This window comes from Pseudoruminococcus massiliensis (assembly GCF_900291955.1).
Lineage (GTDB): Bacteria > Bacillota > Clostridia > Oscillospirales > Acutalibacteraceae > Pseudoruminococcus > Pseudoruminococcus massiliensis.
The window spans coordinates 104,493-129,540 of sequence record NZ_OLMR01000002.1 but is presented as its reverse complement, the minus strand read 5'-3'; the positions used below and the strand labels follow the sequence as shown (position 1 = coordinate 129,540).

Sequence of the window (25,048 nt, the reverse complement as noted above, 5' to 3'; positions counted from 1 at the left end):
TGCGAAATGAATTTTATAGAAGTGAAACGACGATGTCGCCCATTTCGCTTGTGGAAACTTTCTTAGTGCCTTCTGTATAAATATCAGGAGTTCTTACTGTCTTGAGAGCTTCAGAAACAGCCTTTTCAATAGCTTCAGCAGCCTTAGGCTCATCAAGAGAATAGCGGAGCATCATAGCAACAGAAAGTATTGTTGCAAGTGGGTTAGCGATACCCTGACCGGCAATATCAGGAGCAGAACCGTGGATAGGCTCATAAAGACCGCTTTTTCCACTGCTAAGGCTTGCAGAAGCGAGCATACCAATAGAGCCACTAATCATAGAAGCCTCATCAGAGAGAATGTCGCCGAAGATATTTGATGTAACGATAACATCAAATTGCTTTGGATTTCTTACAAGTTGCATAGCACAGTTATCAACATACATATGAGAAAGCTCAACCTCAGGATATTCCTTAGAAAGACGAATAATAGTTTCTCTCCAAAGTCTTGAGGAATCGAGAACATTAGCCTTATCAACGCTTGTGAGCTTTTTGTTACGCTTCATAGCCATATCAAAAGCTACTCTGCCTATTCTTTCAATTTCAGTTACAGAATACTTTTCTGTATCATAAGCGGCAGGAACACCATCTTCCTCAAATTTACCTCTCTTGCCGAAGTAGATACCTCCAGTAAGCTCACGAACAATCATAATGTCCATAGAGTCGCCGATGATTTCAGCCTTTAGTGGAGAAGCGTTTTTAAGTGGTTCAAAGATAACAGCAGGTCTAAGATTAGCAAAAAGACCTAATGCACCACGAATACCAAGCAAGCCAGCCTCTGGGCGGTTGTTACCTGGCTGATTGTCCCACTTAGGGCCACCAACAGCACCAAGGAGGACAGAGTCAGCAGCTTTACATTTAGCGATAGTTTCCTCAGGAAGAGGTACACCAGTTGCATCAATAGCACAGCCACCAAGAAGAGCCTCATCATAGTCTACTTCAAAGCCGAACTTTTCTGCTGTCTTGTTAAGAACCTTAATGGCCTCGTTTACGATTTCAGGGCCGATTCCATCGCCTTTAAGAACAGCAATTTTATACTTATTCATATTAACCCTCCAAATGCGAAAAATTCCGCAAAGTATCAAATTAAACCAATCTAATTATAGATAAAAATTTCGCAATAGTCAAGCAAAAACCCGTATTATAAACAGAAGATTCTTACTGTTTATTTAATATTTCCATAGCAGAAGAAACAACATCTCTATTAACATCATCAATGCTTCTTGAGGCATTAATAATGCTTATATTTTCGCTGTTCTCAAGCAAATCAAACACTTCAAAAAATCTCTTGCGAATTTTATTGAGTGTATCAACATTTTCAAAAATTTCCCTGCTTTGGCGGGAACCCATTCTTTCATCACATTGTTCTGTTGGAACATCAAGGAAGATACATAAATCAGGTTTTAAGATTTCCGGACAATTTAAATTCATATTCATAACCCATTTAAGGTCGGTATCTATACCTTGATAAGCAAAAGATGAATAATAATATCTGTCGCAGATTACCGTTACACCAGAATCAAGCAGATGCTTGATTCCATTTGCAGAGGTATTGTGGAAAATTCTGTCTGTCAAAAAGAGCGCTGCAAGTTCATATGCTGTACGCTTTTGATAGCCTGCAAGCGTATCACGAATAAGACCGCCTGTCGCAGATTGAGTAGGTTCAGCCGTTTCATAAATGATAATACCTTTTTCGTTGAGAAATTTTGAGAGCAAAGAAATTTGTGTTCCCTTGCCCGAACCGTCAAGTCCTTCAAATACAATAAATTTTCCACGAGTATTATTCGGCATTATTATTTTCCTCCGAATCAACAGTTTCTGTATCCTCAGTAGTTTCTTCATCTTTTTTCATACTTTTAGAGCCTGATTGAAACAGAATAGACGCACACGAAAATGCAGGAATAGAGCAAGCACAAGCTATACAGCCGAAGGTAATAGACCTGTTTGAATTATTTAGTGCATCACAGATAATTGCACACAGTAAAGCAGTTACAGTGGCAATAGTAAAAACTAAGGTCATAGTTAAATAGGTTGATTGACGCATAACAAAAACCTCTTTTCTATTAAATAAAACGATAAGATTATCTTTATTGTGCGAAAATATTTTATTTTCGCTATAAATTGCTGTGGGCGAACTGTATAAGCCAGTTCGCCCGCCAGTAATTATTTTGCTTTATTACATTGATTCAGGAGCAGTTATCTTGAACATAGTGAGAACATTTTCGATAACAGTTTTAGTTGCTACGCAAAGTGCAAGTCTTGCCTGCATAAGTGATTCATCTTCGCCCTTAACTCTGCAAGCATTATAAAACTTATGGAAAAGTGTAGCTGTTTCATAGACATAGTGAGTAACTCTTGCAGGGTCATAAGTCTTTGCAGAAGTTATGATTTCACCAGTAAGAGAAGCAAGCTTATTGATAAGTTCAATTTCTTCAGGAGCAGTAAGTAGAGCAAGCTCCTCATCTGTGCAAGCTCTTTGTGTAATACCGCTCTCAGCAAGCCCCTTTACAATATTGCAGATTCTTGCGTGTGCATACTGAACATAGTAAACAGGGTTTTGTGATGATTGCTCAATTGCGAGGTCGAGGTCAAAATCAAAATGGCTGTTTGGCTCTCTAAGGTTAAAGAAGAAACGAGCTGCATCAATCGGAACTTCTTCAAGGAGAGTTACAAGAGTGATAGCCTTGCCACTTCTCTTAGATGCCTTAACGATTTCGCCGTTTCTTACAAGACGAACCATCTGCATAAGAACAGCATCAAGTCTTGAAGCGTCAACACCCAAAGCAGTAAGAGCCGCCTTTAATCTCGGCACATAGCCGTGGTGGTCAGCACCGAGAACATCAATAGCCTTATCAAAGCCACGAGTTACAAGCTTGTCATAGTGATAAGCAATATCAGGCACAACATAAGTTGGAATACCGTTTGAGCGAACGAGAACGAAATCCTTGTCAGCACCAAATTCAGTAGCCTTGAACCAGATAGCACCGTCTTGCTCATAGGTATGTCCTTTTTCCTTGAGAAGCTCAACGATGTTCTTAACAGCACCGCTCTGATGTAAAGTGCTTTCTCTGAACCATCTGTCATACTTTATACGATATTTAAGGAGGTCATTTTCAAGACCTTGAATATTCTTTGGAAGTGCGAAAGCTACAAGAGCCTTTCTGCGTTCTGAGCTTTCAGCATTGACATACTTATCGCCATTTATTTCAGCAAAGTTTTTTGCGTGGTCGATAATATCTTGTCCATGATAAGCGTCCTCAGGAAGCTCTATGCCGTCCTTATAGATTTGAAGATAACGGATTTCGAGAGAGGTAGCAAACTTTTCGATTTGGTTTCCGGCATCGTTAACATAGAATTCTCTTGAAACATCATAACCCGCTGCGGAAAGAACACTTGCAAGTGAATCTCCCAAAGCACCGCCACGAGCGTTACCGATGTGCATAGGACCAGTTGGGTTTGCAGAAACAAATTCTACAAGTATACGCTTACCTTGACCGAAATCGCTCTTGCCGTAATCAGCACCTTTTTCTTCAATTTCTCTGATGACTGATGTATAGAATTGCTTGCCGTAAAAGAAATTGATAAATCCAGGACCAGCTATTTCAAAACGGTCGAGGTTAGTTCCTTCAAGCTCAATGTATTTTGTAATTGCCTCAGCTATTGCACGAGGAGCTTTCTTAAATGCACGAGCCGAAACCATAGCTACATTTGAAGCTAAATCGCCGTTAGTTCTGTCGGCTGGAGTTTCGATTGTAAAATTTGGAGTAGGAGCAAGAGGAAGCTCGCCTGCGGACATAGCTCGTCCCATAGCGTCAATAATAGCATTCCTCAATAGGCTGACAGTGTTTCCTGCTGTATCAGACATAATTTATAACATTCCTTTCGGTTGATTAAATTTCTTTTACGGTAAGGTTGAGAGTATTTTTGCTTAATTCGTTGCCATCAACGATTAAGCTATATTGAAGTTCAAGTTCTCCACCATCATCGCTAAGACTATTTGCAATTTTAAATGCAGAAACTTCAAGCAATATATTGCCAAATGGAGTTGGATAATTGCAAGAGTGAGTTTTTCCGATTTCGAGAATCATACCTTCGCTCTTACCTTTTATAATAGTAACAACCCCGTCTGGTTTGATTTTTATAGTTGTACGAAGCTTGTTTTTAGTGTCCTCATCTACCTGAATATAAGAGATATAGCGAGTTTCATTTATTTTAACATAAGACGCATTCATCTCAAAATCCATATTGAAAGCTTCACTTTCAACAACCTGTGTTGTCTTAATCTTTAAATTATAATTATTCTCCATAATGCTTCACTTCCTGCACTACTGATTTTATCCCAATTTGAATTTTTTCGCAACATCTTCTATGTCAATATGGCTTACCTGTCCGGAAATATCTCTGCCAAGGAAAATTCCCGCAAGAGTAGAGAAACCTTCTGTTGTATCGCTGACATAAAATTCACATTTGCCCTTAAGATTATCCTCAGAAAGTGAGTTGCTTTCCTTTAATAATGAAGCTGCATAGATAGCAGTTTCTCTGCCAGAGTCTATAAGCCTTACATTAGGCAAAGCCTTAGATATTGCCTCAGCTATTATAGGGTAGTGCGTACAGCCGAGAATAAGAGTATCAATATCTGCCTCTCTTAGAGAAGAAAGGTATCTTTCAACTACGAGTGTTACCACTTGGTCATCAGCGGATATAAAACCATTTTCAACAAGCGGTACAAAGAGTGGACAATCCTGCTCATATACATCTATATTAGGATTGATTTTTTTAATTTCTCTTTTATAAGAGCCTGTTTTTATAGTTGCAGTTGTGCCAATAACGCCAATTTTCCCATTTTTAGTTGCACGAACAGCCGCAGCGGCAGTAGGAGCAACAACGCCTGTAAATGGTACAGAAAGATTATCACCGATTTCAGGTGCAACAGAGCTTGCTGTGCCACAAGCGGCGATGATTAGCTTGACATTTTTAGTAAGCAAAAATGTGGCGTCCTGCATAGAATATTTTTTGATGGTTTCTCGGCTTCTGTTACCGTAAGGAACACGACCTGTATCACCAAAATAAACTATATTTTCGTTTGGCAATACAGAGAGAAGCTCTCTTACAGCAGTAAGACCACCAAGACCTGAATCGAAAACACCGATTGCCTGTTTAGTCATTTATATTTTCCCATCTTTCATAAAATCGGAATATTTCTTTATCTTTAAATAAAGTTATCTAAAAGTAGGGGCGAACTGTGTTCGCCCGTTTGGTAGCTACTGATTTAAGCCATATTTTTATTTAAAGCGAGGTCGATAAGCTCAGCGATAAGCTGTTTACCTTCTTTTCCACAATTAGCCATAAGCTTAGGATACATACTAATTGAAGTAAAGCCCGGAAGTGTGTTAAGCTCGTTGAGAAGAACTCTGCCGTCTTCTGTTACAAAGAAATCAACTCTTGTAAGTCCAGCACAGCCAAAGAGATGATAGGCCTTTTTAGCAGTTTCTCTTACCTTTTCAATAAGCTCATCACTGATTTTTGCAGGAATATAAAGTTCACTGCTTGCACTCTGATATTTTGCCTCATAGTCATAAAATTCCTTTGCAGGTGCAATTTCACCAGGAATTGAAGCGAAAATATCCTCATTGCCGAATACAGCACATTCAACCTCTTTGCCGATAATATTTTCCTCAAAGAGAATTTTGCTATCCTCTTTTATAGCAATTTCAATAGCGTTGATGAGCTGTTCACGATTTTTAGCTTTATTTACACCAACAGAAGAACCTGCGTTTGCTGGTTTGACAAAGATAGGGTATGCAAGAGCATTTTCAACCTGTTCAATACATTTTTCAGGCGAACGCTTATATTCATATGTATAGAACCAAGTGAAATCAGCTTCATCAATTCCGCTGTCACGAAGCATAATGTTTGTAAAAACCTTATCCATACAGCAAGCAGATGCAGCTACGCCACAACCAACATATGGAATCTTGCTAAGCTCAAGAAGACCTTGAACTGTACCGTCTTCACCATTTTTGCCGTGAAGAACAGGGAATACAACATCAAGCTTGACAACCTCACTATGACCGTCACTATTAAGAACAACAAGACCGCCTATTGTTGGAGCAGGGGAGATAAAAGCTCTCTTGTTGTTTGTGTCATTTTCCCATTCGCCGTTTGCAATTTTAGCTGTTGGTGCGGTTGTTAAGAACCAGCGACCGTCTTTTGTAATACCTATTGTAACAACATCAAATTTTTCTTTATCGATGCTGTTTATAATATAAGCTGAAGAAAGTCTTGATACCTCATGTTCAGATGAAGCACCACCGAATATTACGGCAATACGCTTTTTGCTCAATGAACTCACTCCTAAAAATGTATTATCTGATATATACTTAGGGTTTTAATTTATTTTATCATAATTTAAAAGTACCTGCAAACTCTATATTAAGAAAGAGCGATTTTTGACATTAGAAATCTAAATTATCTAAAAATTTATTTTGTTTATTTTGCCCAAATTTGCATATAAATTGCTTGTATGCTCGAAAAAGGCTTGATTTTTACGGAAAATAATGTTATTATGTTACCAATTTGTAATTACTTTTACAAATTTATAATTTCGCATATGTATTGTGGTTCGTGGAATTCGCCACGAACAATAGCGAAAAATGCCTTTTTGGCAAGCAGACATTATAAAAGGAGTTTTTCGATGAAAAGAAGTTTAGGAAAATCAGTAACTAAGAAAATTGTTTCTGTTGCAATTGCAGCAGCACTTATTCTTTCAGTTGCTACAACTGGTGTACTTACAACATCAGCTTCTGATAGTACAGGTGTTGGTCTTTCAGCACACGCACTTCAAGCATATAACGAGCATTGGTCATATGTTTGGGGCGGAGCAAGCTATGGGGCAGTTGATTGCTCTGGCTTATTCATTACTTATAACGGTGTAGGTGGCAACAGAACAGACCTTTTAGGCTCATCATCAGAATGGGGCTATGTAGCTGATGGTATTCCAAGAATACATGGTCTTGGACTTCACCAGCCATACCATGTAGGTATCTATATCGGAAGTGGCACAGCTATTGATGCAAGAGATGAAAATTCGGGCGTTGTTTATCACGATGTATATTCAAAGCCATGGGTTGAATGGTTCAAGGTTGCAGGAGTTTCTTATCCTACAACAGGCTGGGTATTGTTTGATGGCGATTCTTTCTACTATGAAAATGGTCAGTATATTGTTAATACATCAAGAACACTCGATGGTGTGACATATTATTTCGATGCTAATGGTGTTTCAAATATTGCACCTCCTTCAAGTGCTTATTCACAGACAGATTACAGCACAGCAACAGCAGCCCCAGCACCAAGTAAGCCAGAATCAAGCACAGAACCTGAGCCAGAACCAAGCTACGAGGAATCAAGCACAGAACCTGAGCCAGAACCAAGCTACGAGGAATCAAGCGAAGAACCTGAGCCAGAGCCAAGCTACGAGGAATCAAGCGAAGAACCTGAGCCAGAGCCAAGCTACGAGGAATCAAGCGAAGAACCTGAGCCAGAACCAAGCTACGAGGAATCAAGCGAAGAAGTATCTGAGCCAGAATCAAGCGTTGAGGAATCAAGCAAAGAGGAGTCAGAAGTAAGCAAAGAACCTGAAAAGCCTAAGTTTGTAACACTTACAGAGGGCAACATGGACGAAACTATTGCTGATGCAAAGATAACAGAAATTCAGCAAACTCTCGCAAAGCTTGGTTATTATACATATGAAGTAACAGGTTACTATGGTGAAGCAACTACTGCTGCTGTTAAAGATTTCCAGGCAAAAGCAGGAATTGAAGTAACAGGTAATGTTGACGAAGCTACATGGAATGCTATTTTTGCTGATTCAGCTCCAGTAAAGTATAATAGCTATAAGAGTGGCGATTATGATGAGGAACAGACAGGCATTAAGGATATTCAAGATAAGCTTGTTGCTCTTTCATACCTCACAGCAGGTGAATATGAAGAAGGCAAGTTTGATGGAAATACAGTAATTGCAATGCAGCTTTTCCAGAGTGCTAATGAAATAGAGGCAACAGGCGAAGCAGATTTCAATAGCCAACTCGTACTCTTTAGTGGCAGTGCTGTTGAAAATCCAAATGCTGGTGCAGTTATCTATGGTATGAGTGGAAGTGCTGTTACAAAGCTTCAAGAAAGACTCAAGGCACTAAGATATACAACAGATGAGCCAACAGGCATATTTGATGATGCTACATTAAAGGCGGTCAACGCATATCAGAAGAATGCAGGTCTTGAAGTAAGCAATTCACTTTCTGCTGAAGAATTAAAGGTACTTTATTCTGATAAGGCTGTTAAGTCAGAAGATTATGATAATCTTCAAGTAGGTTATAACGGCAGCGATGTTAAGTCACTTGAAGGTGACCTCACAAAGCTTGGTTATTATGAAGGGTCTATAACAGGCGAATTTAACGATGAGCTTGAAACAGCAGTTCAGGATTATCAGAAAGAGAATAAACTCGAAGCAAACGGTGTTGCTGATGATACAGTTCGTAACAGCATCACAAAGAGCATTGCAAGACAAGGCTCAGAGAACGCACAGGGTATCATTACAGATACTGCGTCAGTTGCAAACGAAGCAATGTCAGGACTTGCAACATCTAAGACAGAGAAGCTTTCATTAGAGAAAGAACAGAGTGATAACCACCTTTCTAATGTAAGGAATATGCTCTATATTCTTCTTGGTTTGATTCTTGTTCTTAGCGTTTCTGTTGTAGCCGCAATGGTAAGGTCTAAAAAGCGTATGACAAAAGCTATGAAAAAAGCAGTTGCACAAAGACACGCTAACGACAACATCAGAAAGTTCTAATTAAAATACACACCTTTCAACACAAAAGACGACTGATTGTTAAAAATCAGCCGTCTTTTGTTATATATAAATTTTCTAAAAAAGAAATCAAAAAATCCGAATGTTAAAATAACATTCGGATTTTTTGGTGGGGCATCAGGGACTCGAACCCCGGACCGACCGGTTATGAGCCGGTTGCTCTAACCAACTGAGCTAATGCCCCTTATTCAGTTGATAATGCTTCCAATCAAGCAAGAATTATTATATCACTTAAAGCCTAATTTGTCAAGAAAATTTTTCCGAAATTGAAAAAAATAAATAAATTTTATTTTATAGCTTTTATTACATCACTAAATATGCTATTATATATTTAGTAATAATTCTTAAAATTGGAGGAATTTATAATGTCAAATATTACAGTTTCAGACTCCATCAGATATATTGGTGCAGATGACCTCGATATAGACCTTTTCGAGAGTCAGTATGTAGTTCCTAATGGCATATCCTATAATTCATATGTTATTCTTGATGATAAGATTACTGTTATGGATACCATTGATAAACGCAAAACAGATGAATGGCTTGAAAATCTCGAAAAAGTCCTTGATGGTAAAAAGCCAGATTATCTTGTTGTTCAACACTTAGAGCCAGACCACGCAGCAAGCTTAAAAATTCTTGCAGACAAATATCCAGAAATGAAGCTTGTCGGAAATGTCAAAACCTTTGCAATGATTCCTCAGTTTTTTGATATTGACCTTGAGGATAGAAAGGTAGTAGTAAAAGAGGGTGACGCTCTTAATATTGGTTCTCATACACTCAAGTTTATTATGGCACCTATGGTTCATTGGCCAGAGGTTATGGTCACATATGAAGAGAGTGAGAAAGTTCTTTTCTCAGCTGATGGTTTTGGAAAATTTGGTGCATTAAGCACTGATGAAGATTGGACTTGTGAGGCAAGACGCTATTACTTTAATATTGTCGGTAAGTATGGTTTTCAGGTTCAGGCTCTCCTCAAGAAGGCAGCAGCACTTGATATTCAAATGATATGCCCACTTCATGGACCTATCCTTAAAGAGAATCTTGGATATTATATCAACAAGTATGATATTTGGAGTAGTTATAAGCCAGAAGATGAAGGCATCTTTGTTGCCTATGCTTCAATTCATGGTAATACAGCTGCAGCAGCAAAACAATTTGCAGAGATGCTAAGAGAAAAGGGTGCAGTTAAGGTTACAGTTTCAGACCTTTCACGCAGTGATATGGCAGAAAATGTCGAAGACGCATTCAGATATAATAAGCTTGTCCTTGCCTCAGCATCATATGACGGCGGGGTATTCCCAGTTATGCAGGATTTCTTGCTCCACTTAAAAGCTAAGAACTATCAGAATCGTACAATTGCGATAATCGAAAATGGTTCATGGGCACCGTCTGCAGCTCGTACAATGAAGGGTATACTTGAAACAATGAAGAACCTTACAGTTTTAGATAATATTGTTACAATCAAGTCAACAGTAAAGCCAGAAACACTTACAGCCCTTGAAACTCTCGCAGATGATATTATAAAAGCATAGTAGAAAATTTTCTTGAATTCAAAAAGCCACAGTTCATAATTGAATTGTGGCTTTAATTAATATATTTTAGTTTTTTTGAGGAGAATTACGGCTATCAGATAAAGGCTTGTTAAAAGTAATGTGAAATTATATTTTGATTGAAGTAATAACAAAAAGCCAAGTACTGTACATGGGAATAATATTACAAGAGATAATATAAGCATAGTTCGTTCGGTAGCTTTTTCTGATAGCTTTGATGAGAGGATTAAATATAATGCCTGACCACCATCAAGAGTATCTATTGGCAGAAGATTATATATAAGTAAAAGAATATTAGCTCCTGAAAGAACAATCAGAAAATTATATTTGAAAATAAGATAAAGTATAAAACATACTGAACCGAAAATTAAATTTATCATAACTCCACCGAGAGTGATTAAAAGCTCTTGATGAAGAGGACGATTAAATTTTTTGTGGTCAATTATAGCAATATCAAAAAGGCTTATCTTAATTTCTTTCGGAAATGAATTGAAATGCCACATAAAAAATAAATGACCTGATTCGTGCATAAGGGCAGAAAAACAACCAAGCATTACAGTTTGTGAACTATCAAGAAGTATTATTGCTGTCATTACACAGCATAGTGGGATACTTACTATTATAGAGAGATTTCCAAGCTTAATTCTCATAGCTATTTACTATTTTCGGAGGAATTATTGCTTGCTCCGAAGATTGAGAGATTATTATTTTCACCGCTTATGTATATAGAATCATAGTAATTTTTTTCATACCAGTTGATTATTCCATTGCAGAAATCACCACCTATTAGCTTGATTACAAGCATAAAAAGCAGAGCAATGCCACAGATTATTAATTGAATTATAATTAACAGTTGTTTACCAATTACAATTTTCTTTTCTTGAATGGATTCTTCCTCGGTGGGAAGTTCTTCATATTCATCATATAATTCTTGTTTATCGGAATATTCTGTCATTTCATCACCTCGTCCATTTATATATAAATATGCTATTGAAGTAATAAAAATGAGAAAAAATAAAAACTCACAGCCTTAAGCGGTGAGTTTTGGCGGATATGTAATTTTAATCATTGTCTGGAATATCATCAAATGCTTCTTGTGCGTCCTTTATGCCAAACATAACCTCGATAATTGCATCACCAAATTTATTGAACATATATGCCGGAATCATTATGCTATCTTCAATAACTTCTTTTGGTGGTATGCAATTTTTGCAGTTTGTGGCGGTTTTATAGCGAACCTCTCCATCAGAATAATCAATTTCAAAGTTTCCGAAAATTAAGCCATAGTTAATCATTGCAAGAAGTTTTGCCATTTGATTTTTATTAGGTTCATCACAATTAAGATTGATTAGTCCATATACCATATATTTATCTTCACGAATATCTATGATGATTTTACATTCTTGCAGACGATTACTAAGGTTGACACCACAACGAATTACATTATTTTCTTTATCGAGAGTATAATGCCATTCATCATCTCTAAGGTATTTTTCTATAGCTGATTTAATTTCATTTAAAGAAGACATAGATAAGTTCACCTCTGTAATATAATATTAAAATTTCATAAAATGTTACCCTATATTTTATCATTAAGCATTATAAAAGTCAAGAAATGAAAAAAGGGCAAGCTTATTAGCCAGCCCTTATTATACAGTTTATTAAATTCAAATTTTGTCAATAATAGATGTAGTCATCATTTTTATCTGGATTTTCTGTTTGACCACAATATGGGTTATTGATAACATTGTAGCCAAGACCACCAAATGTTCCACCTGTGCTTTGAAAAGTCCCTGGTAAAATTATTTGGTGATTTTTGGGAAAATCATTATCAAGAGGGTCAAACGGAACTCCTGGTAGTTGCTTAATTTTTTTCTTTTTTTCAATCTCGATTTGTTTCTTTCTTTTGTCCATAATTTTCCTCCGATATTCCTAAAGGGATTAGCGGTTTCATTCCGCATAATATATAATTCCCCCAAAATAAGAGAGTATTCGTAGAAGAAATTAAGAATAAAATGTAAAGTTTATCTGAAATTATGACAAGTATACTTGACATACAACATACTTAGTGATAAAATACACATATAGTAAGAAAAATGCCGTCTACAAGATTTTGTAAACGGCAAATTGCTTATTCTTCAGTAGTTTCATTATTCTTTTTGATAAAAACATCTTTTGGAGCACCACAGATAGGGCAAGTCCAATCATCAGGAAGCTCTTCAAAAGGAATAAGAGAATTGTCATATTCATACTTGCATATCTTGCAGGTATAAACATCTCCAGCAGGCTCATTATCAGGAACATAGGTTGGTGCATATTTTGGAGATTTTCCTTTTATAACATCGTGATAGAATTTGTATGTCATAGGTGTTCCGGTGATTTTTTCACTGCCTGCGGTAAGCTCGCCAATGAAGATAGTATGTGTTGTTGTTTCAATAGAATCACGAACCTTGCATAAGAACCAACAGCATATATTTTCCTGAACTACAGGAGCACCCTCACGCAAAATTTTATGGCGGACATTTTGAAGCTTATTGCTTTCACGACCAGAATTAAAGCCTAAAGCACCAATTATTGCACCTGAGGTATTCTCTGAAAGAACAGAAACAGTAAATTCACCCTGCTTTTTGATACATTCATTGGTATAATTTGCGTGATTTATGCTTATAGCAACCATCATTGGAGATGATGTAATCTGAAAGACAGTATTTACTATACAAGCGGTCGGATATTTTTCTCCTTTTACTCCGACAGCATATAATCCATAGGAAAGTGATTGGAGTATTCTATTATTCATAAAAATGCTCAACTCCTTAGTAATAAAGGTGATAAAATTTTATACATTACATATTTTACCACAAAACCTTCTTTATTACAAGAAGTTTTGTATATAATTACAGACAAAATTCATCATAATGTTTGCATTTTCCAAAATCTATTGAAATAGCTTTATTATACAAAGAATTATGCCATAGATTACAGACGCAACTGTGCCATAAACTATTACAGGACCTGCGATTATAAACATTTTCGCACCTAAGCCGAGAACATAACCCTCGCTTTTAAATTCTATTGCCGGTGAAACAACAGCATTAGAAAAGCCTGTAATAGGAACTATACTACCTGCACCTGCAAATTTTGCAAGGTCATCATATACTCCGATAACAGTGAGAAATGCACCGAGGAAAATCAGTGTTGAGCTTGTTGCGGCTCGGGAATCAATTTCTTGCAAGCCAAAACTTCGATACATTAAAAATAGGCTGTGTCCTATGGTGCATATAGCACCGCCGACCAGAAAAGCACAGATACAATCCTTGAGCAATGAACTATTTTTGGATGCTTTATCGGTCATACTTGAATATTCAGTTTTAGTAACCCTCATAGAAAGATACTCCTCTCAAAAAGAATGTTAGTGTTATTCAACAAATAGCCTTTATAACCTATATTTTCCCCGAAAAAGCTCTTTATATTCGCAAAAAAATGTAGTATAATAAAATGTACGCTTTGAGTGGTGTATTTAAAATTTTTAAGATTAAATTGATTGTATGCTGAAATATACTTTTATTTGATATAAAATAGAAATTTAATTGAATATATTTGGTGGTATTTTAATTGAGTAAAATTGTTTATCTTGATAATAGTGCAACAACAGTTGTCTGTGAGGAGGCCGCTAAGAAAGCCTACTATATTATGACTGAAAAATATGGAAATCCTTCGTCACTTCATACACTTGGCTTTGAGGCGGCTAAGGAGCTTGAGGCGGCAAGAGATGTTATTGCAGGTTCTCTCAGCGTTTCGCCAACAGAGATTTTCTTTACCTCAGGTGGAACAGAGAGCAATAATACAGCTGTTTTTGGAGCAGTTAATGCACTTAAACGCAGAGGAAACAGAATCGTTACAACGGCAATAGAACATTCTTCGGTTGTAGAAGCTGCCGAAAAGCTTAAAAAGGACGGTTATGAGGTTATATTCCTTGAGCCTGATGAATCTGGTGTTATTCCAAAAGAAAAATTTATTAATGCTATAAATTCTGATACAATTTTAGTCAGCGTTATGGCGGTTAATAATGAAACAGGTATTATCCAACCTATAAAATTGGTCAGCAATATAATAAGCAAGAGCGGTTCGCCTGCTTTATTTCATTGTGACGCTGTTCAGGCTTTTGGAAAGGTTAATTTGAAGCCTCAAAAGCTTGGCGTTGATTTGATGTCTATAAGCTCACATAAGATACATGGTCCGAAAGGTGTGGGAGCTTTATATATTAGAAAAGGTGCAAGAATTGTCCCTTTACACTATGGTGGAGAGCAGGAAAGAAAAATTCGTCCTGGTACAGAATCACTTCCTTTGATTTGTGCCTTTGCTGAGGCTGTAAAGGTTTTACCAAATATTGACGAACAGCACGAAAGGATTTCAGAGCTTTGGGAGTATTGTAAAGAAAAGGTTTTAGAAATTCCGAATGTATATATAAATTCTCCGGACGGAGTTTTGCCGTATATATTGAATATATCAGCCGTTGGAGTTCGCTCGGAAACAATGTTGCATTATCTCGCTGAGAGCGGAATATATGTTTCAAGTGGTTCAGCTTGTGCTAAGGGCAAAAAAAGCCATGTATTGACGGCAATGGGTTTATCTCCTGAAAGGATAGATTCTGCTATAAGAATCAGTTTTTCAAAGTTTAATACAAAAGGTGATATTGATATATTTGCAGAAAAACTTGCTGAGGGAATGAAAAATCTCGCAAAATCAAGATAAATAAGGGGTATTTTATGAAAGAAACAATACTTATTAAGGTTGGAGAAATAGCTTTAAAAGGTCTTAACAGAAGAAGCTTTGAAGATGTTCTCATAAAAAATATTAAACGCAGAGTTAATTGCATAACTCCTTGCGAAGTTAAAATTGCACAATCTACAATAGCTGTAACACCATATAAAGATAATGTTGATTTTGATGAGATTGAGGAATGTATATCTAAAATCTTTGGTATAGCGACATATTCAAGAGCTTGTATCGCTGAAAAGAATATGGAATCTATTCTTAGCTGTGCTAAGGAATATCTTGCTGAAACACTTAACGAGATAAATTCCTTTAAGGTTGAATCTAAGCGCTCGGATAAGAAATTCCCTTTGACATCACCTGAAATAAGTCGAGAGGTTGGCGGTTTTCTTGCAGAGGAATTTCCACATCTGATAGTTGATGTACATAATCCTGATTTGGTTGTGACAGTAGAAGTTCGTGATTATGCGGCGTTTATTCGTGGAGCAGCTAAAAAGGGTGCTGGCGGAATACCTGTCGGAACAGGCGGAAATGCGGTTATACTTATTTCTGGTGGTATAGATTCTCCGGTTGCGGCTTGGACTATGGCTAAGAGAGGTCTTTCACTTACAGCTGTTCATTTTGCAAGCCCTCCATATACAAGCGAAAGAGCAGAAGATAAGGTTGTAAGACTACTTAAAAAGGTATCTGAATATAGTGGCCGTATGCAGATGTATACAGTTCCGTTTACTAAGATTCAGGAACAAATCAAAGATAATTGTCCTGAGGAACTTTTCACTATAATAATGCGTAGATTTATGATGCAGATTTCTGAGAGGATTGCAAGAGAGAAAAACTGCGGTGCTTTGATTACAGGTGAAAGTCTTGGTCAGGTAGCAAGCCAGACTATTGGTGCAATAGGCTGTACTGATGAGGCTTGCAGACTTCCTGTTTTCAGACCGCTTATAGGTATGGATAAGGAAGAAATCATTGAGATTTCGAGAAAGATTGATACTTTCGATATTTCAATAGAGCCGTTTGAAGATTGCTGTACGGTATTTACACCAAAGCACCCAAGAACTAAGCCTGTACTTAAGTATGTTGTAGAGGCACAAAATAAGCTTCCTGTTGATGAATTGATTGATGAGGCTGTTAAGAATGTAAAAGTTACAGAGATTTCTTTCTGATAGTTGAGATTTGTTGTGGCTGAAAGGAGTTCTAAAAATGAATGCTGAAATTTATCTTTTAAGAGGTGGAAATGCTTCGTCAGCCTGTGGAACAGAGGATTTTAACAGACAGATGAAGGTTCTTGCTGAACATAATGTCTGTGTTCTTTATAAAACTGCTGTTGATAATAGCGAGAGCAGTTTGAAAGAAGCTTTAAAGCTTTCGCTTACTGATGATGAGGGTATAGATGTTGTAATTGTAGCTGATGCTATTGAAGAAAGCACAAGGCAAAATGCAGAGGATTTTTTTGCAGTCTTTGGAGTTAAGAAAAAAGATGTAAGAAAAATTTCTGTTGAATTTGATATATCTACATCTGAGGCAAAAGATAATGATAAAGAAATTGAAATAGGCAGTCATTCAGAAAAGAATAGTTCTGAAGCTGAAAAGAAAAATGTAAATGTTTATTCTGCAAGAGTAGGCGGTAAAAATGGAGTTAAGATGATAATTCTTCCAAAGGCAGAATCAGCAGATGTTGAATTTTCAGATTTACTTTATGGTGCTATATATAATTCTTGCATAAAAAATAATCAAAAGAGAGCATGGTGGAAAAACTTTATTCCAATAAAAGGAGATAAGCCACTTGAGATTGTAAGAAAATCTATTCTTATGCTTGCTATTGCGACATTTTTGGTTTCAGGTACATTGCTCTTTAATGAGCTTGTTATTAAGCCTGCGGTTGCAGATAAAACTAAAAGCGAAGTTAAGGACTTATTAACAGAGGCCACTGGTGGCGGTGATAGCGATGACGATGATTATAATGCTGTTGCACCAAAGCGAAAGAAAATTGTCATAGGTGAAAGTGAAATTTTACCAGACTTTGAAAAGCTTCTTAACGAAAATAAGGATACTGTTGGTTGGATTAAGATTCCTAATACACAGATTGACTATGTTGTTTGCCAGTCACAAGACCCTGAACAGCCAGAATACTATTTGAAGCGTGATTTCTACGGAAATTACAGCGATTACGGAACAATCTTCCTTGATTACAGAAGTCCACTCGATGCAAAGAATCTTATTCTACATGGACATCATATGAATGACGGAAGAATGTTTGCAAATTTACTTTACTATCAGGATATTAATTTCTATAAGGAAAATCCTGCCTTTACATTTAATACTATATACGAAAAGGCAAAGTGGAAAATTATTTCTATATATAAGACTAATACACTCGAAAGTCAGGGTGAGTTTTTCAATTATCTGAGAGGAACTTTTGAAACGGAATCTGATTTTATGAACTATATATATCAGGTTCGTGCAAGGTCTATTATAGATTGCCCTGTTGATGTTAATGAAGACGATACACTTGTAACTCTTTCAACCTGTGCATATGATTTCGACCAGTTCAGGTTTGTTGTTGTTGCAAGGCGTGTTCGTGAGGGTGAAACAGCAAAGGTAGATACATCAACAGCTAAGATGGCATCTAACCCTGTTTATCCAGATTGCTGGTATGAGGCATATGGTGGCAAGAAGCCTGTTTTGACAAGCTTTGAGGAGGCTCTTGCTGCAAAGCAGATTACTTGGTATAATAATCCTCATAAGAAAAAGTGGAGTGCATCAGAAGCTCAAAAGGAAGCCACTAAGAAGGCAGAAGAACAAAAGAAGAAAGAGGAAGAAGCCTCGAAGGCTGCTGAAAAAGCAAGCAAGCTTAAAAGTGCAAAGGCTGAGCTTGAAAGTGCAAATTCATATCTTGATGTAGCAAAAGAAAATTATAATATTGCCAATGAAGTGTATTCTGATATAAAATTATTGGCAAATTCTGCAAAAGAGGCATCAGCTACTGCATATAATAATGCAAGCAAGGGTATCCCTAAGGCCAAGTCTGAGAGTGCAATAAATAGTCTTATTAAAGATATGAACAATGCAAAAGCTCTGAATAATCAAGTTATAGCTACTGATATGAGCAAATGGAAAGATGCTATTGATAGGCAATGTGATGGTGTAATAGAATATGTAAATGCTGCTTTGAAATATTCTACATATAAAACTATAAAAACTGAGGCGGCAACCTTAAAGAAAAGTGCAGAGGATTATAAGAAAAAAATCCAAAGTATTATTGATGGTTTGGAAAAGCTTATATCAAGTGCAAAAGATAGAAATAGCAAGCTTGATAATATGATTGAAAAGGGTAATGCAGCTATTAAAAAGCTTAAAGCACAAGAAAGCAGTAAGCCAAAGCCAAGCAGCAGTAAACCAGAGCCAAGCAGCAGTAAGCCTGAACCAAGCAGTAAACCAGAGCCAAGCAGCAGTGAGCCTGAATCGAGTAAGGAACCCGAATTAAGTATAGAGCCTGAGCCAGAATCAAGTATGGAAGAAACGACACATCCAGAAGAGCAGACCGCATAAAGAGGCAGCCTAATATAGAGTAACGGAGAGATTTATTATGGATTACGAACTTATATATTACACCGCAGGAAGAACTGCTGAGGTAGAGCGTGTTCTTGATAAGAACCTTTCTCAGATGGGACTTTCACATTCGGCAGGTGAGGCGGCAACTACTACATCTGAACTTGCTAATGCACTTGCGAAAAAGTTGAAGAAAAGCCAGCTTATATTTGTTATTGGTGGTCTTAATAATGGTTATGATAGTACAGATAAGATCCTTTCTAAGATTCTTGTGACTAATGATTCTAATGTATTTTCTAAGCGTGTTGACGGGGAGAAAAACAGTGGATATATTATTAGGGCAATAGGTCAGACTATTGTTATTTTGCCTGATGAACCTGATGAGGTTTCTAATATATTAAAAAATGGAATTATATCAGATTTGGCAATAACATATTCTTTGAAAACACCTAAAGAAGAAACAAATAATGTAGATGACATTATGCAAAATCTTGATGAAAGCCTTTCGGGGGTTCAAAGGGTAAGATTGATTTCTGCTCCGCCTAAACCTAAGCTTTATAAGCGTAGCCGTAGAGCAAAGGTTATTATTGGGGTGTTGATTGCATTGGGAGCGGTTCTTGCTATAGCTGCCACAGCTGTTGCAGCTATTTACTATTTCATTCCATATTCAACAAATGTTTAATTAATATACAGGAAAGAGGTAAAGTCTATTTCAGGCTTTACCTCTTTTCTTATAGGAAATGGGTCTATTAGGAAGAAAATATTTTATTGTGATAGCTAATAATCTTAAAAAATATTAAATTCAAGATTTTCGCTAAAATTGGAATTTCAGGGAACCCCCTGCGAGGGTTCCCTACGAAAAACATTCCACTGGAATGTTTTTCTACCCTCCTGCGCTTTATGGAGTATAAAGTATTTCGCTCTCTGCGGAGAGCGACAAGGGCGTTGCCCTTGACCTATGAGCCTTTAAAAAGGCTCAAGCGAAACTTTTAAGTGTCTTACGGAAGTTTGTTAATTCATTGGCAGTTTCGTCAGACGCATGAAAAGTCTAATCTACTATGAGCGAAAATTTTAATTTATTATATCAGCGTTACAAAATTGCTATTTACATAGCCTTGAAGTCCATTGTAGTTTATGAGATACCACGGGCCATCTGTGCCTAAAATTGTAAGAATTGCACCACGAGGTGCCTGACCGATAACTTGAGCATTGATTGATGGTTGATTTCTTATATTTAGAGCAGTGTTTTGCGTTGTAACTCTGCCTTGACGGGGAACGCTTGGCTCTTCTTCAATTACACCGAGAAAATCAGTTACTGATGTGGATAAATTTTCGGCTATGGCGGAAATGTTATCACGAATCCATTGTGCCTCTTCCGGATTATCATGATAGCCTACTTCAATAAGAATAGCAGGTGCTTTCGTTCGAACAATTTCTGCAAGTGATGTTGTAGGAATTGTTTTTACAAGTTCAGGATATGGATAAATTAACTTATAGTTATTTGCAAAGATTGTTGCGGCTCGGGTTCCTTGACTACTTGCTGCTGAGTAATATATGTCAGCTCCTTTGACATTGCCAGCGTTTGATGGAGGAGCGGCATTTGAATGTATGGCAAGATGAAGATTATAGTTTCCTGCATTAGATTGTGCAATAGCCTGAGAAAGAGTTTGTTCGGGACTATTTCTGCCCACCTCTATCCCACTTGATGTGAGAATAGGAACCATTTCATCGGCAATTAAATTCATATAATATTCTTCGTTTCCGCCATTTACATAGGGATTGTATTCTTGAAGTGACGGACTTAGAAAAACACTTGGCATAAAATCTCTCCTTTAATCTTATAGACTATAATATAAATATTATCCTGAAATGTTTATTATTCTATTTTTGAGAGGATTTCAGCAGAGCTTTTATTATGTGGTCGTATAAAACGATGCAATTCGTGCAAATCGGCTTCACTTTTTATATGATTAAGTTTTTCTGAACAGTCAAAGCTTGCTCGAAAGCCTAATTCCTTGATTATATCTGGAGAATTTTTAGAAATTGCACCATATGGATAGGTAAAAGCTGTTGGAGTTATGTTTAATTCAGCTTTCATTCTTTCGTTAAATTTTTTCAAATCTTCTGAAAGATTTTTCCGATATTCTTCATCGGATTCGCCAATTTTTTGGCTTGCTCCAATTCTGCCTATTGATGCGTGCATATTATATGTATGGTTTTGGATTTCTACCAAACCTGAATCTGACATTTCACGAAGCGTATTCCAATCGGCTTGTGCATAGGCTGGGTTTTTATCACCATTTTTGCTGTATTCATCAATACACTTTCCAATAGGAGAAAGAATCATTTTTGCATTATATTTTTTTAATAATGGAAAAGCATAGGTATAGTTATTAAGGCAACCATCATCGAAAGTTATCATAATTGGCTTTTCAGGAAGGGCTTTGCCATTATCAAAATATTCAAGCAAATCGGCAACAACGATTGTTTCATAGCCATTTTCTTTTATATATTTTAGGTCGGATTCAAATTCATCGGGGGATATTACATATTTGTTCTGTGCAGAGTTATCTTTTCTTATGCCGTGATACATAAGTATGGGCAATTTGATTTCTTTGGCAGATGATGTAGATGCTTCAAGACTTGTTGGTTTTGAACCAGCAAAAATACATATAGTTATTGCACTTATAATGCAAATTGCAAGAACAGCTGGCAAAATCAAATGCTTTAATCTTAATGATATAAACATAGGATATACGCTCCTTGGCTATGTTGTTAAAAGTATATTCAAAGGAAAAAACTATTATGATTTTTTGGTAAATAAAAAAATTAGAAAAATTTACGAAAAAGACTTTACAAATTGAAATTTATATGCTATATTATAAAAGAAATCAGTAATGATTATCACTTTTCAGAGGTCTGGTTATGAATCGTACAAATTATAGTGCCAAGCGTGAAGCTATATATAGTGCAATATGCTCAACAACAACTCACCCTGACGCAGAATGGATTTATAATAAGGTTCGGGCTGATTTTCCAAATATTAGTCTTGGAACAGTTTATCGTAATCTGGTTATGCTAAGGAATGAGGGGAAAATTATTTCTCTGGGGGTAGTTAAGGGCTGTGAACGCTTTGACGGAAATGTTCGTGAACATTCGCATTTTATATGTACTGAATGTGGAAGAATAATTGATGTCAGCAGAAACTTTGCTGTGCATATAAGCAATCTTGATGAGCTTGTTCAGAAAGAGCTTGGTGTAAAAGTAGAAAGTCACGACCTTGCTTTTTACGGGAAATGTGATTTGTGCATAGAAGGTCAAGAAAATTAGCGTTCATTATCCAGAAGGATATAAAAACAAATTATACAATTGGAGGTAATTTAATATGAAAAAGTTTGTATGTCAGGTATGCGGTTATGTTTACACAGGTGATGAGGCTCCAGAGCAATGCCCAGTATGTAAAGCACCTAAGGAAAAGTTTAAAGAGGTTAAGGGCGAGGCTTCTTATGCAACAGTTCACGAGGTTGGCTGTGCTAAGGGCGTAGACAAGGTTATTTATGATGACCTCGTTGCTAACTTTAACGGCGAATGCTCAGAGGTTGGTATGTATCTTGCAATGTCAAGAGTTGCTGACAGAGAGGGCTATCCTGAAATCGCAGAAGCTTTCAAGAGATATGCTTTTGAAGAAGCAGAACACGCAGCAAAGTTTGCAGAGCTTCTCGGTGAAGTTGTAACAGACAGCACAAAGAAAAACCTTGAAATGCGTGTAGACGCTGAGGCTGGTGCTTGTGCAGGAAAATTTGAGCTTGCTAAGCTTGCTAAGGCTCAAAACCTTGATGCTATCCACGATACAGTTCACGAGATGGCTAAGGACGAAGCAAGACACGGTGCAGGTTTTGCAGGACTTCTCAAGAGATATTTCGGCGAATAATTTAATATTAAACTAATTTGGGTTGGCACATATTGTGTCAACCCATTTTTTATGACTTTAAAACATTAAAAATTTACAATTTTGTTACTTTCACCTATTTTAACGAAACTTGTTGAAATATATTGACTTATTTTAACAAGTGTGATATTATAAATTTATACAAATGTAAACTTATATAGAAAGGAAAAAACCAATGATATAAGATATTTTTTTATAGGTTTGATTTTAAATTATTTAAATAAAGGGGTGTTTTATATGAAAAGGAATAAGCAAAAGTTATCAATGGTTTTAGCATTATTAATAACAAGTTACTCTATTTTTTGTCCAACACAAATTGTTAATGCAGAAGCAACTGCTGATAGCAAAGTGATTTCTTCAGAAAGTAGCAAATTGATTGAAGATAAAATGAAACCTGATAATACTAAAATTTTGGCAGATGATGAACTTGCAGAAGTACTTACCGAAAGAGGAGTAATTAACCAAACCCATACTGAAAGATTGTATGATAAAGAAGATGATTTAAATACTTTAGTTTATCTTGATAATGATGGAAGCGAAACTGCATATATATTTAATGAGGCTGTAAAGTATGTAGATAGCAACAATAATATTAAAGATAAAAGTAATGTGATTTCTGATAATATAGCTAATAAAAAGTTTGTAGACAAATATGCCTATGTAAATGATAAAAATGATATAAACTCATATTTCCCGAAAACTCTTGAAAAAGGAACAGGAATTGTCCTTGATAGTAAAAATGTTTCAGTGGAGATGTATCCTAATACTAATACAGTAGCTAATGTTAAAAAGCAAAATGAAAGTCTTGTAGTATATGATGATGTATTTGGTAAGGATATACAGCTTCAATATGAACCTATCTTTGAGGGCTATAAAGAAAATATTGTTCTTAATGACGATAAAGTAAACAAATTTTCATTTATAATTGAAGCTGATGGCACATATCTTGAAAAGAATTGTGAAGCAATAAATATTGTTAATTCAGAAACAAAGAAAACAGTGGCAGTTATAAATCCTATTTATGTATATGATAGCTTGCAAGGGGATACTCCTGAAGGAGAAACACATTATACTTTTGCCAATAGTATGGATTTTTCAAAAATAAGTGATGGCAAATATGAAATAGTTGTTACAGTAAATCAAGAATTTCTTTCCAGACCTACTACTATATATCCTGTTTATGTTGACCCAACGATAGTAACAGTGGACGCTGATGAGGGTTATAGAAAAGGTATAGAAGATTTGCCATTATATAATGGTAGCGCTGTAGCAAAAGTTTCCTCAGGTGCAAATACAGCTGGTGTTATAGGATATGTTGATAGTACATATGGTGTCGGTCGTATGCTTATGAAATTCCCAAGCTTAAAATCAAAAGTATTTATGAATTCTAAACATACAATACAAATGGCTCGTTTAAATCTTACAGATGTTTCAGGTCAATCTTCATCAGCATATGTTACTGCCTATTATTATGGAGGAACACCTTGGACAGAAGAAAGTGTTTATAGTTTATCTGAATGGGTTGGTGCTGGAGACAGAATAGCAAGTGCACAATTTTCATATCCTGATAATACTCAAAAATATATAAATCTTCTTTCAGCATTTAAAAGGTGGCAGAATGATGCTGCTGAAAAAAATTATAGTTCAATGCAAAATGGTATTATGCTAAAAAATACCACAAGCGAAACAAATACAAAATACTATAAGGGTATTTGTACTTCCGAAAGTACAAGCAATAAGCCATATGTTACTGTTAAGTATTTCTTTAATGGTGTTAGAGAGAAAAAGTATGAACCATTTACCACTAAACCAAATATAAATTGCTTAGGCTATGCGTTCGATGTTTCTGCTGGTGATGCTGATAAACTTCGTGTTTATATGAGTGGTACTAAAGTTAATAAAAACACAGAAATTACTGAAGCGTTAAAAGAAACAAAAACACAAATGAATAAATGGCTTAATGAGGAATTTACAAGTTCTGGATGGAGAGAAGTGGGAAGTTATGATGCTACAATAAATTCAAATGAATGGTTGGTTTGTATGCGTGTTGGGGTGAATAAGGATTTAGTCGATGGAGATACTAAAGGATTATATGATTACCATTTTTGGTATAGGGCAAATGATGGAAAGTGGTATAATAAGCATGGGTGGTATAAGGAGTCAAAATGTGTTGAAGGTGTTTTAAATCCTGCAAGTACTATGGCTAATTCTTCATCTGGCTGGGAATATGAAACAAAAGATGGTATAATATATAAAAATTTTTATTCAAGTGATACGGTATTCTATGCTATAAAAGCAAACTAAATAATTTAAGGAGGAT

Annotated in this window: 24 protein-coding genes and 1 tRNA gene; 9 read left to right on the top strand and 16 right to left on the bottom strand. The window is 36.2% G+C overall.

Translation table 11 applies throughout. The features are described from left to right. Positions 1-13 precede the first annotated feature (13 nt). The 7 genes from leuB to C9914_RS03540 all read right to left on the bottom strand — a co-directional run bounded on the left by leuB (position 14) and on the right by C9914_RS03540 (position 6,381). Positions 14-1,084 (bottom strand): 3-isopropylmalate dehydrogenase, encoded by a 1,071-nt coding sequence (gene leuB, locus C9914_RS03570; protein WP_022264300.1) that lies wholly within the window; start codon positions 1,082-1,084, stop codon positions 14-16. Positions 1,085-1,196: 112 nt separating this feature from the next. Next, on the bottom strand, positions 1,197-1,829 hold the full coding sequence (gene tmk, locus C9914_RS03565; RefSeq protein WP_158707323.1) for a dTMP kinase: 633 nt from the start codon (positions 1,827-1,829) through the stop codon (positions 1,197-1,199). Then, complete coding sequence (locus C9914_RS03560) at positions 1,819-2,082, bottom strand: hypothetical protein (protein ID WP_022264302.1); 264 nt, start codon at positions 2,080-2,082, stop codon at positions 1,819-1,821. The genes tmk and C9914_RS03560 overlap by 11 nt, the downstream gene beginning before the upstream one ends. Positions 2,083-2,214: 132 nt before the next feature. Beyond that, the gene (gene argS, locus C9914_RS03555; RefSeq protein WP_106763436.1) at positions 2,215-3,903 is read right to left on the bottom strand and encodes an arginine--tRNA ligase; all 1,689 of its coding nucleotides are present in this window, start codon (positions 3,901-3,903) and stop codon (positions 2,215-2,217) included. Positions 3,904-3,928: 25 nt separating this feature from the next. Next, the gene (locus C9914_RS03550; RefSeq protein ID WP_106763434.1) at positions 3,929-4,345 is read right to left on the bottom strand and encodes a DUF1934 domain-containing protein; all 417 of its coding nucleotides are present in this window, start codon (positions 4,343-4,345) and stop codon (positions 3,929-3,931) included. Positions 4,346-4,372: 27 nt separating this feature from the next. After that, complete coding sequence (gene murI / locus C9914_RS03545; protein ID WP_022264305.1) at positions 4,373-5,203, bottom strand: glutamate racemase; 831 nt, start codon at positions 5,201-5,203, stop codon at positions 4,373-4,375. 104 nt (positions 5,204-5,307) lie between these two features. Then, a complete protein-coding gene (locus tag C9914_RS03540) occupies positions 5,308-6,381 on the bottom strand; it encodes a D-alanine--D-alanine ligase family protein (protein WP_106763433.1) in 1,074 nt (357 codons plus the stop codon). A 351-nt stretch (positions 6,382-6,732) separates the two neighbouring features. Between C9914_RS03540 and C9914_RS03535 the strand changes: the two genes are divergently transcribed. Further along, complete coding sequence (locus C9914_RS03535) at positions 6,733-8,886, top strand: peptidoglycan-binding protein (protein WP_106763431.1); 2,154 nt, start codon at positions 6,733-6,735, stop codon at positions 8,884-8,886. A gap of 125 nt (positions 8,887-9,011) precedes the next feature. Here the strand turns inward: C9914_RS03535 and C9914_RS03530 are convergent. Continuing rightward, positions 9,012-9,088, bottom strand: a tRNA-Ile gene (locus C9914_RS03530). 181 nt (positions 9,089-9,269) lie between these two features. Here C9914_RS03530 and C9914_RS03525 point away from each other — a divergent pair. Further along, entirely contained in the window at positions 9,270-10,436 is a 1,167-nt protein-coding gene (locus tag C9914_RS03525; protein WP_106763430.1) for an FprA family A-type flavoprotein, read from the top strand. Positions 10,437-10,492: 56 nt separating this feature from the next. Here C9914_RS03525 and C9914_RS03520 read toward each other — a convergent pair whose 3' ends face one another. From C9914_RS03520 to spoVAC, 6 genes are all read right to left on the bottom strand, one after another. Further along, on the bottom strand, positions 10,493-11,104 hold the full coding sequence (locus C9914_RS03520; protein ID WP_106763428.1) for a zinc metalloprotease: 612 nt from the start codon (positions 11,102-11,104) through the stop codon (positions 10,493-10,495). A 2-nt stretch (positions 11,105-11,106) separates the two neighbouring features. Next, on the bottom strand, positions 11,107-11,409 hold the full coding sequence (locus tag C9914_RS03515; protein WP_022264310.1) for a hypothetical protein: 303 nt from the start codon (positions 11,407-11,409) through the stop codon (positions 11,107-11,109). 106 nt (positions 11,410-11,515) lie between these two features. Then, complete coding sequence (locus C9914_RS03510) at positions 11,516-11,983, bottom strand: YbjN domain-containing protein (protein ID WP_106763427.1); 468 nt, start codon at positions 11,981-11,983, stop codon at positions 11,516-11,518. Between the two features lie 148 nt (positions 11,984-12,131). Further along, on the bottom strand, positions 12,132-12,368 hold the full coding sequence (locus tag C9914_RS03505; protein ID WP_106763425.1) for a hypothetical protein: 237 nt from the start codon (positions 12,366-12,368) through the stop codon (positions 12,132-12,134). Between the two features lie 217 nt (positions 12,369-12,585). Next, positions 12,586-13,251 carry a flavin reductase gene (locus C9914_RS03500; protein ID WP_106763423.1) on the bottom strand — a complete coding sequence of 222 codons (666 nt, stop codon included), beginning with the start codon at positions 13,249-13,251 and terminating at the stop codon, positions 12,586-12,588. 138 nt (positions 13,252-13,389) lie between these two features. Next, on the bottom strand, positions 13,390-13,836 hold the full coding sequence (gene spoVAC / locus C9914_RS03495; RefSeq protein ID WP_106763421.1) for a stage V sporulation protein AC: 447 nt from the start codon (positions 13,834-13,836) through the stop codon (positions 13,390-13,392). Positions 13,837-14,066: 230 nt separating this feature from the next. Between spoVAC and C9914_RS03490 the strand changes: the two genes are divergently transcribed. From C9914_RS03490 to C9914_RS03475, 4 genes are read left to right on the top strand one after another with little or no spacing between them, the layout of a single operon-like run. Beyond that, positions 14,067-15,206 carry a cysteine desulfurase family protein gene (locus C9914_RS03490; RefSeq protein ID WP_106763419.1) on the top strand — a complete coding sequence of 380 codons (1,140 nt, stop codon included), beginning with the start codon at positions 14,067-14,069 and terminating at the stop codon, positions 15,204-15,206. Positions 15,207-15,220: 14 nt separating this feature from the next. After that, entirely contained in the window at positions 15,221-16,393 is a 1,173-nt protein-coding gene (gene thiI / locus C9914_RS03485) for a tRNA uracil 4-sulfurtransferase ThiI (RefSeq protein ID WP_106763417.1), read from the top strand. A 37-nt stretch (positions 16,394-16,430) separates the two neighbouring features. Then, on the top strand, positions 16,431-18,779 hold the full coding sequence (locus C9914_RS03480; protein WP_106763416.1) for a class B sortase: 2,349 nt from the start codon (positions 16,431-16,433) through the stop codon (positions 18,777-18,779). 37 nt (positions 18,780-18,816) lie between these two features. Further along, the gene (locus C9914_RS03475; RefSeq protein WP_106763414.1) at positions 18,817-19,461 is read left to right on the top strand and encodes a hypothetical protein; all 645 of its coding nucleotides are present in this window, start codon (positions 18,817-18,819) and stop codon (positions 19,459-19,461) included. A 397-nt stretch (positions 19,462-19,858) separates the two neighbouring features. On the opposite strand, the gene C9914_RS03470 is transcribed toward C9914_RS03475, so the two are convergent. Next, on the bottom strand, positions 19,859-20,599 hold the full coding sequence (locus tag C9914_RS03470) for an N-acetylmuramoyl-L-alanine amidase (protein WP_022264319.1): 741 nt from the start codon (positions 20,597-20,599) through the stop codon (positions 19,859-19,861). Between the two features lie 56 nt (positions 20,600-20,655). Continuing rightward, positions 20,656-21,528 carry a polysaccharide deacetylase family protein gene (locus C9914_RS03465; RefSeq protein ID WP_106763412.1) on the bottom strand — a complete coding sequence of 291 codons (873 nt, stop codon included), beginning with the start codon at positions 21,526-21,528 and terminating at the stop codon, positions 20,656-20,658. A gap of 176 nt (positions 21,529-21,704) precedes the next feature. Between C9914_RS03465 and C9914_RS03460 the strand changes: the two genes are divergently transcribed. From C9914_RS03460 to C9914_RS03450, 3 genes are all read left to right on the top strand, one after another. Next, positions 21,705-22,109 (top strand): Fur family transcriptional regulator, encoded by a 405-nt coding sequence (locus C9914_RS03460; protein WP_022264321.1) that lies wholly within the window; start codon positions 21,705-21,707, stop codon positions 22,107-22,109. Positions 22,110-22,164: 55 nt separating this feature from the next. Next, complete coding sequence (locus C9914_RS03455) at positions 22,165-22,710, top strand: NADH peroxidase (protein ID WP_022264322.1); 546 nt, start codon at positions 22,165-22,167, stop codon at positions 22,708-22,710. 255 nt (positions 22,711-22,965) lie between these two features. Beyond that, on the top strand, positions 22,966-25,032 hold the full coding sequence (locus C9914_RS03450) for a hypothetical protein (protein WP_106763411.1): 2,067 nt from the start codon (positions 22,966-22,968) through the stop codon (positions 25,030-25,032). Positions 25,033-25,048: the final 16 nt, after the last annotated feature.

Excerpts from the sequence above, each read along its gene's own strand:
- leuB (WP_022264300.1), bottom strand. The coding sequence starts at position 1,084 with ATGAATAAGTATAAAATTGCTGTTCTTAAAGGCGATGGAATCGGCCCT.
- tmk (WP_158707323.1), bottom strand. The coding sequence starts at position 1,829 with ATGCCGAATAATACTCGTGGAAAATTTATTGTATTTGAAGGACTTGAC.
- C9914_RS03560 (WP_022264302.1), bottom strand. The coding sequence starts at position 2,082 with ATGCGTCAATCAACCTATTTAACTATGACCTTAGTTTTTACTATTGCC.
- argS (WP_106763436.1), bottom strand. The coding sequence starts at position 3,903 with ATGTCTGATACAGCAGGAAACACTGTCAGCCTATTGAGGAATGCTATT.
- C9914_RS03550 (WP_106763434.1), bottom strand. The coding sequence starts at position 4,345 with ATGGAGAATAATTATAATTTAAAGATTAAGACAACACAGGTTGTTGAA.
- murI (WP_022264305.1), bottom strand. The coding sequence starts at position 5,203 with ATGACTAAACAGGCAATCGGTGTTTTCGATTCAGGTCTTGGTGGTCTT.
- C9914_RS03535 (WP_106763431.1), top strand. The coding sequence starts at position 6,733 with ATGAAAAGAAGTTTAGGAAAATCAGTAACTAAGAAAATTGTTTCTGTT.
- C9914_RS03525 (WP_106763430.1), top strand. The coding sequence starts at position 9,270 with ATGTCAAATATTACAGTTTCAGACTCCATCAGATATATTGGTGCAGAT.
- C9914_RS03520 (WP_106763428.1), bottom strand. The coding sequence starts at position 11,104 with ATGAGAATTAAGCTTGGAAATCTCTCTATAATAGTAAGTATCCCACTA.
- C9914_RS03515 (WP_022264310.1), bottom strand. The coding sequence starts at position 11,409 with ATGACAGAATATTCCGATAAACAAGAATTATATGATGAATATGAAGAA.
- C9914_RS03510 (WP_106763427.1), bottom strand. The coding sequence starts at position 11,983 with ATGTCTTCTTTAAATGAAATTAAATCAGCTATAGAAAAATACCTTAGA.
- C9914_RS03505 (WP_106763425.1), bottom strand. The coding sequence starts at position 12,368 with ATGGACAAAAGAAAGAAACAAATCGAGATTGAAAAAAAGAAAAAAATT.
- C9914_RS03500 (WP_106763423.1), bottom strand. The coding sequence starts at position 13,251 with ATGAATAATAGAATACTCCAATCACTTTCCTATGGATTATATGCTGTC.
- spoVAC (WP_106763421.1), bottom strand. The coding sequence starts at position 13,836 with ATGAGGGTTACTAAAACTGAATATTCAAGTATGACCGATAAAGCATCC.
- thiI (WP_106763417.1), top strand. The coding sequence starts at position 15,221 with ATGAAAGAAACAATACTTATTAAGGTTGGAGAAATAGCTTTAAAAGGT.
- C9914_RS03480 (WP_106763416.1), top strand. The coding sequence starts at position 16,431 with ATGAATGCTGAAATTTATCTTTTAAGAGGTGGAAATGCTTCGTCAGCC.
- C9914_RS03475 (WP_106763414.1), top strand. The coding sequence starts at position 18,817 with ATGGATTACGAACTTATATATTACACCGCAGGAAGAACTGCTGAGGTA.
- C9914_RS03470 (WP_022264319.1), bottom strand. The coding sequence starts at position 20,599 with ATGCCAAGTGTTTTTCTAAGTCCGTCACTTCAAGAATACAATCCCTAT.
- C9914_RS03465 (WP_106763412.1), bottom strand. The coding sequence starts at position 21,528 with ATGTTTATATCATTAAGATTAAAGCATTTGATTTTGCCAGCTGTTCTT.
- C9914_RS03460 (WP_022264321.1), top strand. The coding sequence starts at position 21,705 with ATGAATCGTACAAATTATAGTGCCAAGCGTGAAGCTATATATAGTGCA.
- C9914_RS03455 (WP_022264322.1), top strand. The coding sequence starts at position 22,165 with ATGAAAAAGTTTGTATGTCAGGTATGCGGTTATGTTTACACAGGTGAT.
- C9914_RS03450 (WP_106763411.1), top strand. The coding sequence starts at position 22,966 with ATGAAAAGGAATAAGCAAAAGTTATCAATGGTTTTAGCATTATTAATA.